This is a genomic window from Pirellulaceae bacterium (genome assembly GCA_019636385.1).
GTDB lineage: Bacteria > Planctomycetota > Planctomycetia > Pirellulales > Pirellulaceae > Aureliella.
Genome location: JAHBXT010000002.1, coordinates 500,076 through 515,874 on the forward strand (window position 1 = coordinate 500,076; position 15,799 = coordinate 515,874).

11 protein-coding genes and 1 pseudogene are annotated in these 15,799 nt (G+C 53.6%); 6 read left to right on the forward strand and 6 right to left on the reverse strand.

Features of this window, described 5'->3' with window-relative positions:
• Positions 1-24 precede the first annotated feature (24 nt).
• Positions 25-243: a hypothetical protein gene (locus KF752_07640; protein ID MBX3421414.1), complete on the forward strand. Its 219-nt coding sequence runs from the start codon at positions 25-27 to the stop codon at positions 241-243.
• A 98-nt stretch (positions 244-341) separates the two neighbouring features.
• Here the strand turns inward: KF752_07640 and KF752_07645 are convergent, their stop codons facing one another.
• A complete protein-coding gene (locus KF752_07645; GenBank protein MBX3421415.1) occupies positions 342-599 on the reverse strand; it encodes a hypothetical protein in 258 nt (85 codons plus the stop codon).
• Positions 600-1,067: 468 nt separating this feature from the next.
• On the opposite strand from KF752_07645, the gene KF752_07650 reads away from it, so the two are divergent.
• The 4 genes and pseudogenes from KF752_07650 to KF752_07665 all read left to right on the forward strand — a co-directional run bounded on the left by KF752_07650 (position 1,068) and on the right by KF752_07665 (position 6,527).
• Positions 1,068-2,300: an outer membrane protein transport protein gene (locus tag KF752_07650; GenBank protein ID MBX3421416.1), complete on the forward strand. Its 1,233-nt coding sequence runs from the start codon at positions 1,068-1,070 to the stop codon at positions 2,298-2,300.
• Positions 2,301-2,686: 386 nt separating this feature from the next.
• Positions 2,687-4,297 (forward strand): arylsulfatase, encoded by a 1,611-nt coding sequence (locus KF752_07655; protein MBX3421417.1) that lies wholly within the window; start codon positions 2,687-2,689, stop codon positions 4,295-4,297.
• Between the two features lie 148 nt (positions 4,298-4,445).
• A pseudogene (locus KF752_07660) lies at positions 4,446-4,985 on the forward strand (sulfatase-like hydrolase/transferase).
• A gap of 627 nt (positions 4,986-5,612) precedes the next feature.
• Positions 5,613-6,527 (forward strand): hypothetical protein, encoded by a 915-nt coding sequence (locus KF752_07665; protein ID MBX3421418.1) that lies wholly within the window; start codon positions 5,613-5,615, stop codon positions 6,525-6,527.
• Positions 6,528-6,656: 129 nt separating this feature from the next.
• Here the strand turns inward: KF752_07665 and KF752_07670 are convergent, their stop codons facing one another.
• From KF752_07670 to KF752_07680, 3 genes are all read right to left on the reverse strand, one after another.
• Positions 6,657-8,390 carry a hypothetical protein gene (locus KF752_07670; GenBank protein MBX3421419.1) on the reverse strand — a complete coding sequence of 578 codons (1,734 nt, stop codon included), beginning with the start codon at positions 8,388-8,390 and terminating at the stop codon, positions 6,657-6,659.
• 91 nt (positions 8,391-8,481) lie between these two features.
• Positions 8,482-9,453 carry an SgcJ/EcaC family oxidoreductase gene (locus KF752_07675; GenBank protein MBX3421420.1) on the reverse strand — a complete coding sequence of 324 codons (972 nt, stop codon included), beginning with the start codon at positions 9,451-9,453 and terminating at the stop codon, positions 8,482-8,484.
• 144 nt (positions 9,454-9,597) lie between these two features.
• Positions 9,598-11,940, reverse strand: coding sequence for an arylsulfatase (locus tag KF752_07680; protein ID MBX3421421.1), 2,343 nt, complete (start codon positions 11,938-11,940; stop codon positions 9,598-9,600).
• A 375-nt stretch (positions 11,941-12,315) separates the two neighbouring features.
• Here KF752_07680 and KF752_07685 point away from each other — a divergent pair, with 375 nt between their 5' ends.
• Positions 12,316-13,764: a carbohydrate porin gene (locus KF752_07685; protein MBX3421422.1), complete on the forward strand. Its 1,449-nt coding sequence runs from the start codon at positions 12,316-12,318 to the stop codon at positions 13,762-13,764.
• Positions 13,765-13,845: 81 nt separating this feature from the next.
• Here the strand turns inward: KF752_07685 and KF752_07690 are convergent, their stop codons facing one another.
• Together KF752_07690 and KF752_07695 are read right to left on the reverse strand one after the other, a co-directional pair.
• Positions 13,846-14,940, reverse strand: a complete 1,095-nt coding sequence (locus tag KF752_07690; protein ID MBX3421423.1) for a ParB/RepB/Spo0J family partition protein — start codon at positions 14,938-14,940, stop codon at positions 13,846-13,848.
• Complete coding sequence (locus KF752_07695) at positions 14,933-15,676, reverse strand: ParA family protein (protein MBX3421424.1); 744 nt, start codon at positions 15,674-15,676, stop codon at positions 14,933-14,935. The genes KF752_07690 and KF752_07695 overlap by 8 nt, the downstream gene beginning before the upstream one ends.
• Positions 15,677-15,799: the final 123 nt, after the last annotated feature.

The following is a 15,799-nucleotide window of genomic DNA, read 5'->3' on the forward strand; positions in this document are numbered from 1 at the left end:
CGCCCATGCGCGGCAGGGGAAGCATTGACATCTTGGAATGCCGGTAAATCGAAGCAAGCCATTATTGCTTTTGTAGAACGGCTGACGGATCCGACCGCAGCTGATTTCGTGCCGCCTTCACAGCGCATAGCCGTGTTCACCAACGATGGCACTCTCTGGTCGGAGCAGCCGATGTATGTGCAATTGGCCTTTGTTTTGGATCGTATCAGGATGCTGGCCAACGCCCATTCAGAGTGGGAATAGCAGCAACTTTCCTGGGCCTGCTTCGTAATCTCCGAAGCAGCCGAGCCCTGCCGAACGGCCCGGGACCAAGTGATCCTATCGTCGGTAGGCAACTCTAGCTAAGGAAAATCATCGTCTTGAACCACATCTAGCAAAGTCACCTGGAAGTCGCTGCCTCCTAAGTTTCCTAGCATGGTGACGACTCGATTGACAGCCCCTTGGCCCTTGGGCTGGTGATCAACTGTTAACAGGATTTTGCTAAGTGAACCCTGCCCCGTTTCGAGATCGACGCAGCTATGAGCCCCAGCGGCGATAAATAGGGTCGGCAGTTGAACCGGTTGCGCCACGGTAACGGAGTTAGATGGACTATTGAACATTGAACTTCCACAAGCCCTGTCAGTTCCCATCACCAACAGGTCAAAACTGTCGACGGTCGTCAATCCGACCATTGCATCTGCTGGGCTGTACTGATGTCGCGAGTTGCCAATACCGCCAAACGAATACCAGCTTTGTTAGCGACCTTATCAACGAAGGAAAAGCCTGAACCTCCTGATGCTGAATCGGCCGCTACCTTTGATAGTCCGACAGCCAATGCATTCTATTCTTAGCAGAGTTTGAAACTGTTGCGATTGGTAACGAGCACCGGAGTACTGTTCCAGCATTTTACGTGAAGAATCGAATCTGAGGCTTAACCATATGCTGCGCTAGGGGTCGATCGTTGTCACTGCGCCTGCGGCGATGTACGGGCAATTGTGGGTGACAGTCAGCGACTGTCTGTTGTTTGTGGGCTCGGACTCAAGCAGACTATACGCTTGAGGTACATTTGTCTTATTTTTGGGGCCTCTATGTTGTTTATCATTCGTTGGTTGACACTGGCCTGTGCTCTGTCGGTATGGGTCTGCGATGGCCAGCGTTCTTACGCACAAACCTTTGGCCTTGAACTGCACAATAACGCGATGCCGGCGTCTGGTGGCATGGGAGGCGCCAGCGTCAGCCGTCCGCAGGATTTGCAGTCAGCCATTGCGGGAAATCCCGCAACACTGCGGCTCTTCGAGGGTACTCAGTTCTCGTTCGGGGGTGCCTGGGCCGACGTTAGTTACTCGGTCACACAGAATTCGTCTCTTCCACTGCTGGGGGTAAGTCCCTACAGCGCAACATCTTCGACCCCCGGCGGGTTGTTGGGGAATATTGGCCTGACGCGAGACTTAGATGGCATAGGGCTGCCTGCCACCATGGGACTAGGGTTGATCACTAACGCGGGTGCGGGAGTCAACTTTCGCGCTGTCCCCGAATCAAACGGTACGGCCGCACAGTACCTGTCCTTGGACATTGTGCCAGGAGTGGCGTATTCCCTGACCGATCGATTGACCATTGGTGGGTCTGGGGCGATCGGTACTTCCTATTTGGATGGTCCATTCACCGATTTCGCCGGTATGACCACAGCGTATGGCTTTCGAGGTACCGTCGGTGCAAACTATTGGCTCAATCGAAAGACTTCCATTGGGGCACATTGGCAGTCTAAGAAGAATTTGAAGTTTGAGGATGCCTTCCTGCTGCCGATTGTGGGTAGCGCTCGCGATGTTGCTTTCGATCATCCTTCGAACGTTGTTTTCGGCATCGCCAACAACGCACTGATGGATGGACGGTTGCTACTGGCGTCGGATATCGTCTTCAAGAACTACAGCAATGCAGATGCTCTACGAGCCATCTATCGAGACCAATGGTGCTTTCAATTTGGAAGTCAGTTCCTGCTGACGTCCAAGACTCGCCTTCGCATGGGATATGTTTACGCTCAAAACCCGATGAAGTCCGCGCAGCTTGAGTCGATTGGTGGCGTCGATCTTCCTGACGGCGTTCCAGCCGTACGCTACGTTCAAGCTCAGTTCGCGGCGATTACCGAGCACCGGATCACATGCGGACTTGGCGTCAAGGATATACGACCGGGCATTGATTTGGACTTGTTCGCCGGCTACGGATTTGACGCACAAGACCAGTTCGGTGATACAAGCGTCAACTTAGATGGCAATTACTGGTTAGGCTTTGGTACCACCTGGCGATTTGGGGGGAGGTGCCGCTAAACAATTGTCAAACCAGTACGGAGGTGAATGTAGTTCACGGTAGTTAAGCACACAGCATCAGGCGATGCTGGCAGGCTTGCCAGCTTCCTTCTCACCGGTTTCCTTCTCCAGAGCGATTAAGCTCAAAAAAGCTGCACCTGATAGCAGTTCGCATTCCAGCTTTTGGGGTTGAGCTTGACGCTGAGCAGCCATATTCAGAATGCCGAGACTACACTGTATTTGATCCAATGGTCAGCGCAGGCCGGCTTGCAGTTTTAACAATCAAATCGGCGTGATGCCCTCTGAACTAACTCTGGCAGCGGATTAGTCATGGGATATACTGATGGCGCAAGGTGCTATCAGTCGGCGCTTTGCAATTGAATTTCACAATTGGAAAGCGGGCTACGATGACATCGGGATTACGTTTCACCATTCCTGTCGACACCAGGAAAAAGGTCGTTTCAGCGATCGCGCTGTTTATTTTGGTTGGGCTATCGAGCGTTGCGTCGGCGCAAGAAAAGAAGAAGCCCAATATTCTTGTGATTTGGGGAGACGACATCGGAACCTGGAACATCAGCCACAACAACCGTGGCATAATGGGCTATCGGACTCCGAACATCGATCGCATCGCACGTGAGGGCGTTTCCTTTACTGACTACTACGGACAGCAGTCCTGCACTGCCGGTCGTGCGGCTTTTCTCAATGGTACCGTACCCGTTCGCACGGGGATGACTAAGGTCGGGATGTCGGGTGCTCCACAAGGCTGGCAAAAAACGGATGTGACCATCGCCACTGTTCTCAAGGCACAAGGATATTCCACAGGACAGTTCGGCAAGAACCATCAGGGCGACCGGGACGAACACCTGCCCACAATGCATGGCTTCGACGAGTTCATTGGCAGTCTTTACCATCTCAACGCCGAAGAAGAACCAGAGAACCGCGACTATCCCCGGGATATGCAGCTGGCTAACGGCAAGACGTTTCTTGAAACCTTTGGCCCTCGCGGTGTTCTAAAGTGCAAAGCCGACGGTCGCGGCGGCCAGACAATCGAGAACCTTGGACCGCTAACCAAGAAACGTATGGAAACGATCGACGAGGAAACGTTGGCCGCTGCCAAGGATTTCATTATCCGGCACCATGAAGCGGGAAAGCCGTTCTTCTGCTGGTGGAATGGCACCCGCATGCACTTCCGTACCCACGTGAAGGAGGACCATATTGGAATTTCCGGTCAAGATGAATACGGCGACGGCATGGTCGAGCATGACATGCACGTTGGCGAACTGTTGAAACTAATCGATGAACTAGGCATCACTGATAATACTATTGTCCAGTATTCCACCGACAACGGCCCGCATTACAACACTTGGCCGGATGCTGGCACCACTCCATTTCGCAGCGAGAAAAACTCGAACTGGGAAGGTGCTTTCCGAGTGCCTTGCTTCGTAAAATGGCCCGGCAAATATCAGGCTGGCGTAACCGTCAACGGCGTTGTTTCTCATGAGGACTGGCTGCCAACCTTCGCAGCCGCTGCCGGTGCTCCTGGCATCAAAGAGCAGCTTCATGCGGGAGTTACACTCAATGGCCGCAGTTACAAAAACCACATTGATGGCTACGACCTGAGCGACTATCTTGCGGGCAAAACCGATCAATGCCCGCGCGATGGGTTTATCTATGTCAACGATGGGGGCCAAGTCGTAGCGATTCGCGTGGGCGATTGGAAGGCCGTCTATCTTGAAAATCGGGCTCACCAACTCGATGTATGGCGTGAACCATTTGTTCATCTGCGTCTGCCGTTACTTTTCAATCTGCGACGTGACCCATTCGAGAAGGCCCAGGAAAACTCGAACACCTATCACGACTGGATGATCGATCGCGCTTTCGTGCTCGTTCCGCTTCAGGCACTGGCAAGCAAGTTCTTGATAACAATGAAAGACTATCCGCCCAGCCAGACGCCTGGCGATTGGAGCCTGGATACGCTGGAAAAACAGATCAAGAACATGACCCGCGGTGGCGACTAAGCTGCAATATCGTCAGTTTGCGGGTTAAAACCAGCCACCAGTTTATGAATTAAGACCAGCCAGTGATTGATGTGGTTTTAGGTAGTTTTTGGGCTTGAGTCGACACTGGTTCCCGGTTTGTGGGTTTGGCCGGTTTGGGTTTTCTTGGATGGACCGTTACTGGAGCTATCGGCTTTGGGACTTCGAATTCAAATAGTAATTTAGGCCACGCGGTGTCATCAAGTCCTAAGCCGATGGACGCATCCAGGATACTGGACCGCTAAATCGAAAACGGATGGAAACGGCCGATGAAGAATTCGCAACTGTGGGTCTGGATTTCATCGAGCGTGCCCACACAGCCAACAAGCCATTCTTCGTATGGATGGGCACCACGCGAATGCACATTTGGACTCGCCTAAAAAAAAGGGAAGCTGAGGGTCGCACCGGCATCGGGCTTTATCACAATGGAATGGTGGAACATGACGATCATGTCGGGTTGTTCCTGGTTAAACTCAAGGAACTAGGAGTCGACGACAACACCATCGTGGTCTACAGCACTGACAACGGAGCGGAATCGGGAAGTTCGCCAGATGGGAGAATCACCCCATTTCATGGAGAAAAAGGAACGACCTGGGAAGGCGGCTTCCGTGTTCCGCAAGTCGTGCGTTGGCCGGGTGTGATCAAGCCTGGCACGGTGTACTGGTACTAACCGGGACTAACATTGGCAGTCGCGGCATTGCTGGCATTTAGTCTCGGTGAGCTGGATTGCAAGCGAGTAAAGAAATTTTCAGGCGATGACGCGTCTTGGCCCCTGGTAAAGTGTCCAGGGCAGAGAAGACAGTAGAAGAGTCCGACCGCGATTTTGCTGCGACACATCATCTTGAATGATTCCGAGGGCTAACGACCTCACAACAACAGCAAGCAACCAGTCCACAGTCTTCTCATTTCCACCTTCTCACCCTGCTTGAACCAATGCCGCTGGCAAGCGGTGTTACTATGCAGTTGGGAGTTTCCCTTTTCCCTATGGGAAGTGTAGGGCTTGCGTCCTTTTTTGGATTGACGTACCCTAAATCCGCTAGCCGCGTCAACGCTAACTCTCGACCAACTATCTTATAATGGGCGCTGTGAATTTCATTCGACAACTCTCAATTGCCGGGGAAGGTGCTGGCGAAATAGGAAGTTGCCGAGTTCTAAATGGGCGGCGCTGGACGTGAATGAAGGGCAAACGCCCGCCGGACTTGCGGTTGTGTGTCTGACGTCGTCAGTCCGTCCAGTCGAGAGACGTTTTCATCAAAGGTGATTCATGACGATTCGCGTAATCCTAGCGGTGGCCTACATGCTGCTGCCAGCTAGCTATATTTGTGCGGCCGAGCGCGTGTGGAAGAGTTCGACTGGCGTCTATGAGATGTCGGCCGAAATGATTAGCTTCAATGACGAACAGGTTGTGTTGAAACGTTCCTCGGGAGAATTAGTAGCCGTAGACCTGAGTGAACTGTGTGAAGCAGATCGACAGTATACTCTATCCAAAGAAGTGCAGGAGGCAGAACGAAAAGCTGCCGATGAAATGCAGATTTGGACCAGCAAGAACGGTATGAAGGTGGAGGGACGGGTTCGGGCGTTTGGTCGCAAGGATTTGGAAGTTCGGCGCCGACAAGGCAAGGTTCAGGTGAACGGTTCTGACTTTTCCAGCTTGGATCCTATTCATCAAAAGGTCGTACTGCGGATCATCTCCGAGCTGGAGAAGACTGAATTATCGGATGAAAAGTCACTGCGTTCATGGGCGATACGACTGGGAGCTGAACCCAAGAGCTACACACTCGAGGGCGTCATGTTGCAGCTGGCTACGGGCGATCTCATTGGAGTGCCCTTCTTTCTTTTCTCAGAGCAGGATCAAAAAGTGCTGCAACCCGGCTGGGATGCTTGGCTAGCCGATCACGATCTGGCGCCTCGCGATTCATCTCGCTCGTCCCGGAAGTCGGAGCAAGATTTCTTGGTGCAAGCTGCAGCCCGGGCCTATCAAGCCAACCGCGAAGCTGAGCACAGACAGATTGAAGTCATGAAACTGCAGTTGTTAGCCACTGCGACTGGAGTGGTCAGCATTTGGCAAGTCGGCCTAATGCCTGGTCCCGGCGTAATTGGCCGACCGCTATCGGTGATGGTGCCAGCCCAAGACAGCCAGCAAGCGACTTTTCAAGCCTTACAGAAATATCCAGGATACGTGCTGGTGGGGGTTCGTCGAGCCAACCGTTAGAGCTATTGTTCAGGTTCCTCGTTTTGGCATTGGGTCTGACTGCGCGTTTTTTGGTTGCCGATTCAATGATGGACAGGAAGGCAATAGGGATTCAGTTCCGCCAAGACAATTGACGTACATTGAGCGCCACTACGGCTGGAGAGGGCTGCCTTCCTGTGTGCTTGAGTCTGACTCGGGCTGCTTTAATCGAATGAAAGAGCGCTCTTCCCTGCGATCGGGACCAAAATGGACCAACACCGGCACTTCGTCATTGGTCAGATTGTAGAGACCTGTTTCAACCAATAGGTCATCGTTACCTTCAAGTCGAAGCGCTACCCGCTGCGTTTCACGATCTACGGCGCCTACTACGGGCACAACCTGATCGGTCAGCATATCTTGTAGATTGCCACGAATGGCCGCTTCGCGATTGATGGCTAGCTGTACGACTTTTTCAGCTGATGACTGCTCGGCGGATGCAACCACCGCAAACACACCCAGTGGTAACCAATCATCGTCCCGAGTCTGCTCGCCAGTGTCTGCGATCTGGCTAGCTTGATCATAGTATTGTTCTGCGGAGGCTACCGGTTGGTCGTCGTAGAATACAGTGCCATCTTCGTAAGATACATTTTGCCCATAGTCATAATACATGGGTTCGCTGGAACATCCGCTGTACACTCCCGCGACGGCCCAGGTAGCGGCCGTCCAGGCAGTAGCCGCAATGGCCCATTTCCCCGGCCACCAAGCACCGGGGTAATTGTTGTAGTAGCCTGGGCCAAAATAGTTCCAGCGAGTGTAGTTGCCGTTGATGGCTGACCAAGCCGTGCCACCCACGAATTGCCCATTTACATACGCTGCTCCCCGGCCCGTTGCGACCACGTTTCCGTTGGGACCTTTCACGGCAGCACCGCGAAAGGTTTGCCCAGTTCCATTTTGGCTATAGCCTCCCGCCACATTGACTCGAGCATATCCCGACGAGTCTCTCTGAGCGACGGCGACACCACCTTGACGATAGCCGGACGAATCGGCGTATCCGCCGCGTCCAGCTGCAATGGCATTGCCTTGTGCATCTTGAGCTGCGAAGCCTCCTCCAGTACGGATGGCACTGTTTTCACCATCCGTTGCCGCGCGCACTCCCCGACCTCCAACGGCGGATGCCCCCTCGGCTGTTTTGATACCGGAGCGTGAACCGGCTGCAATTGCCTTGTTGTCACCTTGTGAAGCACCAGCGGCTCCCTTACCTCGAACGTAGGTGTCTCCACCTGCAGTTTCAATTTTGACACCGCCTGCGGCACCGCCCACTGTGACCCCGCCCTCGGTAGTACCGCTTCCACGACCACCCACCACAGTAATCGTATGACCACCCTCTGTGGTAAAGGACTTTGACTGAAATCCACTTCCTGATTCAGTGCTCCGCGCAGAGGTCGTGGCTGCGCGGTTTGTTCCCGATGGGTTCAAGAAGTCATCGAGCTGATTGGAGGTTGGCCTTTGAAAGGACTGTCCGGATTGGAAGGCTGTCCCGGCCGAATGTGGTCGAGCGGCAACATTCGAGGCTCTTGCCTCACCGGTTCCAAGAGCTGGCCGATTGGCAGCCACTGCGGGGCGTGACGCAGTCGTTGCCGCCAGCGTCGTGTTATGCGGTACGGTCCGGCTAAGTGAAGGGCTGCGATTTGCAGATTGACTCAGCGAACCGGCTGTAGCGCGATTGATCGCGGGGCTGGCTGCAGGCCGGCTGAAGCCCGCATTACCGGCAGAACGTGACATTCCACCACCTGAAAAACCACCGCCACCACCGCGCATCCCACCACCTCGAGCGACGGCAAGCTGGGAACTCAATACCCATACTGCAATCAACAATCCCAGCCCAGCCACACTGAAAAAACGCATCGCGAACTCCTAGTTATTATCTCTGGCTAATGTTTGATTGCGCTATGATTACTGACAGGACCCGGCTCTTCAGCAATCTAAGGTTCTTGGATTACTGTTCAGTATCAGGCTTAGACTCTATGTCAGGCTGTTCAGCTTGACTAGCTGCGCCTGCTTGATGAGGACTGTCGCTAGCGCGTGGTTGCTGACCGGATTCTACGCCAGCACGAACGACCAGGACATTCTCGATGTTAGGCAAGAACTCCGCCCCCACGCGACGCCCAAAGGACCTCCACCTATAGCTGTTCTGGTCCACTGGGGAATAGACGTTGGTACTCTCTGCCAAGCGACCATCCGCCAAAGTCATTTTCGATCGAACGATCCAGTCATTTCCAACTGATTTCCAGGTTCCCTCACCGTGGCCTCCATCGGAATCGAAAACCCACGAACGAACCTTCTTTTGGGCAGCGTCCCAACCAATGATTTGTACACCTTGAAGGGAATCCATATCCGGCAACGCCAGAGTGAAATTGCTGATCAGGAAGGAATCATTCTTCGCCCATTCTACGTGCGTCACTACGCGCGAGTCCACTGAATCATCTATCCAGGATCCAACCATCCAGGCCAAAGGCTGCAAGTTGGGATGGCCAGAACTCTCAGGCACTACGAACTCGCGTAACGTCGCGATTTTCCAGCCCTTCTCGCCTAGGACATGGACGGCTTCATAGGAAGCCTGGCTGAGAGTCGTACCCTCCATACTGAAAATCGCTGTGCCCTCCTCGATGACGACTTGAGGAGCGACGACTCGGATGCTGACATCGCGAACATCCAGCGTTGCCTTGCCCGCCAGACCAGCTCTTAATTCTGCCGCAATGTTTTCTTTGCCTTCAAAACGCATCCCGAAAGAATTGACCCAGACGGCGTCATCGCTCCAAGCGTCTACTAGCGAATTGACATCTCCACCATTGAAGGCGGCAATATAATCCGCGATCGCCTTGCGAACTGCGGCTTCGTCGGCAAATGCACTCGACCCCATCAGGCTGCACAGTAGTACGACAATGAACTGAAACAATGATTTTCGCATCTGAACTCAGTATCGCAAAAGATAGTTGAAAGCGCTGCTCACCAAACGCATCACAGCCTTAAGGTTGCTCACGAACCACTTGTCAGTATAGTTCAAAACTATCGAGGGTAGGGATTCACATTCGAAAGATGGTTGCCAGGTCAGCTACTTGAGATAGCTGATTTGAGTAGCCTCAACCAAACCATTGAACTTAAATGGTGCTAAGTCATAGTAGTCCAGAGCTACCGGAGAACCCAGGTCACTGCCGATATCCAGACAGTCGTTGGCAGTAAACGCCAGCGCAGCTGTGACGGGCACTTGGCCGCTGGCAACCGCCGTGCCATTGACCTTCAGTACCACCTCCATGGGGGCAGCACGTTTTGATTCCTTGAGTGTTGAAACCACTTCAATCTTAACGCGGCCTATGGGAAGCTTCTGTTGTGCACGAATACGAGTGCGATTGATTTGGAACAGATTGTATTCATAACACAATGCACCGTCTTGAATGTAGCAACTCAAGCCGCCAGCGAAGGCTCCCAGTGCATAAAGAACTCCATTTGCATCAGCCGGAACATCTACGTCCATGGATACAGTATTGGAGCGATTTCCGAGGGCGGGTGCGGCAAACTCAGGCATTCTGGTAATGTGCCCGGTCAATGTCCACTCAGTTGCCGTCGGTCCAGGTTTATCTTCAGGATGGTATACCGCAGTCCACAGCCCACCACCGATCGGCAGATTCTTGTTTTTGGCAGACTCAACCAGGAATAAACCTTTCATTTCGGCCAATTTGTCTGGCAACTGTGTCGCCAGATCATCGGCTTGGCTCCAGTCCTTATCCAGGTTGTACAGCTCCCACTGGTCGTTTGTGGGGCTCCAAGTCTCAAAGCCGGCTGGCAGTCCCGGTAGCCAAGGAATTCGCGGGCCAAATGCGCATGCGAACCAACCATCGTGATAGATACCGCGACTGGCCATGATGTCAAAGAATTGCGTCTTGCGCTGTCCTGCGGCTTGCGCATCGGCAAACGAATAGACCATGCTCACTCCGTCAATTGGATCCTGCGGAAAGCCATTGACCGAGTTTGGAGGTGTGATCTTCGCGGCTTCGTAAATCGTGGGCACTAGATCAATGACGTGATGGAACTGGGATCGTGGCACTGAATCCGGCTTAATTTGCGCCGGCCAGGAAATCGCTAAATTCTGACGAGTTCCACCGAAATGAGCACCGATCAATTTTGTCGAGCGATAGGGGGTGCTTCCAGCCCAGGCCCAACCTGCGTGGAACATGTTGTCCGTCTTAGCAGTTCCCAAGACGTCCAGGCCACCCAGCTGCTCAAGTGCCCGGATATGTTGCGGAGTCGTAGTTGGTATTGCATTTTGGGCCAGCATTTCGCTGATTGTTCCATTTTGGCCTTCGGATGAAGAACCGTTGTCCCCCATGATGTAGATGACCATCGTATCTTTCAATTTTCCCTGACGCTCAATTTCATCAATCACCCGACCTGCATGGAAGTCTGCGTGCTCCGTAAACCCGGCCCAGATTTCCATCAACCTGCGCTGAAATGGCTTCTCGGAGTCAGGAATGGACTCCCAAGATGCCAAGGTCTCAGGGCGGGCGGTGAGTTTCGTATTCCCAGGAATCCAGCCCAACTTCTTGGCTCTGGCAAAAACTCTTTCGCGGTACTTGTCCCAGCCGTCGTCGAATTTGCCTTTGTATTTGTCAGCCCATTCCTTGGTAACATGGTGGGGACCATGTGAGGCGCCAGTGGCCCAATACATCAAGAACGGCTTGTCCGGGGCAAATGCCTGCTGTTCCCTCAGCCAGTGAATTGCATCATCAGCCAAGTCCTCTGTGAGATGATAGTGTTCATTACCTCCAGATCGATGCGGAGGTTCTACAATCGTCGTATTGCGCACCAGGTGTGGTTCGTACTGTGAAGCTTCGCCTGCCAGAAATCCGTAAAAATACTCGAAGCCATAGTTGGTTGGCCAATAATCAAACGGGCCTTTGGAAGTAGTCTGCTCTGCAGGCGTGTTGTGCCACTTTCCCCAGGCTGCCGTGTTGTAGCCGTAGTTTCTTAGTACCTCCGCTACAGTGGCTGCTGACTTCGGTATCGTGCCACTAAAGCCATCCCAGTCATTTGCCAACTCACAGATCTGTCCATTGCAGACGCGGGTGTGATTTCGACCTGTGAGCAAAGCTGCACGTGTAGGTGAGCACATGGCTGTGGAATGGAACCGATTATAAGAGACACCACCTTTGGCTACTCGATCGAGCGTAGGAGTATTCACCTCACCGCCATAAGTTGACGCGACCCCAGGCCCTACATCGTCAATCAAAATAATCAGTACGTTAGGAGCGCCGCTCGGTAAGCGATCAATTGTGCCCCGCTTCTTATGGACCGAGTCCTGGATAGTCAGACCTGCCGTTGATGCTGTGGGAGTGGGAGGAAATGGCAAGGTCTCCTGCGCGCGCAGCATTGGACAATCGACAACTGGAATTCCAAACATTCCGAAGCACAAAACACTTCGCACCACCTGAGTCCAATTAGAATTTGGCACATCAATCTCCATCTCGTATTGAGAATACAGTCGGCTTACCTAAAAAATGATCAACGCCGCGACTTTGGCTGATTCTTGGCCAATGGCAGCTTTCCACCATATTTTACATGCAGGTCAATTAGAAGCGATCTCCAGTCGAGGGCTGCATCTCCAAATCCTTAGCCTGTGACTCAATGTCCGCGACTCTGTCGGTTAGGTAAATTGACTCACGTCGGGTAGGTTTATTCACTAGACCGGCAGTTTGACACGATCTTAACTGCAATGCAGTTAAAATTAGCTTTTTGCACAGAAAGTCTGCGAAGGCTCGTCAAGGGAATGGCGAACGTGCTGTTGAAGTACATTAAAATGTGGGCTGGGCATCGGCGGTATGCCCCTGTCTTGAGGGCAGCCGCAGCGCTGCTACTCTTATCCAGCGCAAACTGCTCTGCTCAGACGTTAGATACGAATCGACCGGTGGGTGGCTACTTTGGCGATATCCGACTGTGCGGCTGCGATCCAACAGGCAACGTCTCTACAGCTAACAACTCAACAAGCTGCGATCTCAAACCGGCCTGCAGCAGTGGCGCCTTGTGTGATGAATTCGAGCAATTTGGCGATGGATTACATCGCGACGGAGTTTTGTCCGAATTCAAATCTCGACTAGCTCGCCGTGGCCTAAAGTTTGATTTCTACGCTAGCCAATTCTATCAAGGTCTAGCAGCCGGGGGCCGCGAGCAGAGCTGGCCCTACGGTGGCAAGCTAGACCTATTCACCAACGTTGATGGACAAAAGGTGGGGTTGTGGCAGGGGCTGTTCGTCGATGCGCACTTGGAAGCTCGGCTTGGCCAATCCGTCAATAACATCGACGGATTGCTGACCCCAAGCAACATTGCTATGGCCTTTCCTGAAAACGAAGGCAATGTCATTGCCTTGACGGGCTTGAAGGTCACCCAGGCACTGTCGGAAAACTTCGCCGTCTTTGCTGGGAAGATCAATACGCTGGACGAGTTCCCGATTCGCTATAACCGCGATATGGGGTTGGGACGGCCTGGCCTGAGCGGCTTCATGAACACTTCGCTAATATTCAATCCTATTGCGGCGCGCACCGTTCCCTACGCGGCTGCCGGAACTGGCTTTGCGATTTTGCAGGATCTGGAGCCCGTATTCTCTTTCTGCGTATTTGACCCGGAAGAGCGAGCCACCAAAGGCCTCGAAAACTTGTATGAACGCGGCGTCGTGCTGGTGCCTGATTTTATTTTCCGTATCCAGCCGTTGGGGCTGCCTGGAATCTATAACCTCGGAGGCACCTACAGCAGCGCAAATTACACCTCGGTCGATCCAGCCGCTTATCTGAACATTCAATTACCGCCGATTGTGTTCCCGCAAGAGTCAGGTTCCTGGTCGCTGTATACAAACTTCTTTCAAGCCCTATGGGTGGACCCATGTAATGCACAGCGGCGATGGGGAGTTTTCGGCGGGCTGGGGCTTTCCGACGGCAATCCTAACCCAATCAAGTACACTGCGATTGCAGGATTTGGCGGACAAGTCATGCGTGCCAACCGACCAGCCGACACGTTTGGCGTCGGAGTCTTCCAACTGGGGCTTAGCAGTCAGTTCCGCGCACTGACGGCACCTGTTTTAGCGCAGCAGGACGAGTTCGGCCTTGAATGGTTCTACAATGCGGCGCTGACTAACAATATTCGACTAACCGGAGATTGTCAGGTAGTCCGTCCAAGCACAGACGAATTCCAAACCGCAATTATACCTGGGCTACGGCTAGTAGCCGCTTTTTGAGGACTGTAGTCAAGAACTGACGGCTGCATCGTAGCTCGAATGGCAAATGGCTGTTCAGCGGGCAGTTTGCCTGTTGTCACCTTACGCCGCGCGTTGGCGGTCGCTGTTGGGGCAGAGTTGAGCGCAAAGCCGCTCGAATTCTTCATGGCTGCTGAAGGTGATTGAAATCTTGCCACGCCCGGTGGTGGTTTGGCGGATTTCGACTTTGGTTCCCAGCGTCAGGCGAATCTGCTGCTCTAAAGCCGCCAATTGCGGCGAGGTTCGCTTGCGGTTGGGCTTTTCGTACTGAACATTTGCCAATTGCGCATCATCTTCGGATTTTAGTTGTTCGCTCACGCGGCGCTCGGTCTCGCGAACGCTCCAGCCTTCCTCGCGGATTTGTTGCGCGAATACCAATTGTTGAGTTTCATCGCCTAGTGGCAACAAAGCGCGGGCATGGCCGGCGGTTACTTGTTCGCTCTGGACCCACTGCTGGATTTCGGCAGGCAATTCTAACAATCGCATCAGATTGGCAATCGTACTGCGATCGATCTTGAGACGCTTGGCCAAGTCCTCTTGCGTACACTTGTGTTCATCGATGTAGCGGCGGAAGGAGAGTGCTTTTTCGATGGCATCCAGGTCTTTGCGCTGCAGGTTTTCGACAATGGCTAATTCGGCAACCAGCCGATCATCGGCTTGTCGCACTTCGGCCCGGATGGTTTTCAGTCCGGCATGAATTGCAGCTCGCAGTCGCCGTTCGCCGCTGATCAGTTGATAACGGCCATCGACGCGACGCACCAAGATCGGTTGCAGCTGCTGATGTTCGCGAATGCTGGCCGCCAGGGCAGCGATCTCTTCCTCGTTGAACTTGCGTCGAGGCTGAAATGGATTGTTGTCGATCTCGTAAACGCTCAATTCCAGCGTGGCCGTGCCGCTTGGACGGCCCGTAGTCGCCAGTGGAACTGCGCCGGTGACCGATTGACGGTTGACAACCTGGCTGCCATGGGCGGGAGATGACGATGGCGTACCGGCAGTGGCCGAAAGTACGCTCGGCGATGAGGGGGCGGCAGCAGAATTCGGCAGATGACCAGTCGCGTTCAGCTCTGCATGGCCTAGTCCACCCGGAGCTAGGTCGCCCTCAAGGGGGGTCCCCAATAGAGCCGCCAAGCCCCGACCAAGTCGGCGATCTTTAGTCACGTTCAAGTACCTCCATGCACAGTTCTAAATAGGCTCTGGCCCCACGTGACCGCGGTGCGTAATCCATTACGCTCTGACCATGGCTGGGTGCCTCGGATACCGCAACATCACGCGGGATTACCGTGTCGAAGACGATATCGCCGAAGAACTCGCGGACTTCAGCATCCACTTCGCTGGTCAACTCCAGACTGGGATCATACATCGTCAACACGATTCCGCCAAAGGCCAATCTGCCACCACCGCGCTGCATTACATCACGAATTACGTGAATCATCTGCGTCAGGCCTTCCATCGCGTAGAATTCACATTGGATCGGCATCAGCACTTCAGTGCTAGCACTAAGCGCCGTCTGCGTCAGTTGACCCAACGATGGCGGGCAGTCGATCAGCACATAATCAAATGCGTGCATTCCGGCATCGAGATGGTAGCGCAGCATCGAGCTGTCGCTGCGCGAATTTTCCAGACGATCGACGTCTGTGAAGCTCCGGCTACCGGGCAGCAATTTCAGTTCTGGCCAGGCAGTATCGAGCAGGCTTTCGGCGAGAGGTTTTTCCAGCAGCAGCGGATGGCTAGTAGTTGGCGCTAGTCCGACTCCGCTAGTGGCGTTGCATTGCGGATCCAAGTCGACCAACAGCGTCCGCTGGCCGGCTTTAGCTAGCCCTACCGATAAATTGACGGCGGTGGTCGTTTTGCCCACGCCGCCTTTTTGATTTGCTACGCAGAGGATTTTGGCCATGGTCGCGATTGTGCCAAAATTCTGGTGCTGCGTGAATGCCAATGCTGGCAGCAATTGTACTTAGGCAAGCGGCCGCAAAGTAGCCACCGTCGCCAGCGGGTTGATCCCAAGCCAGACCAGCGG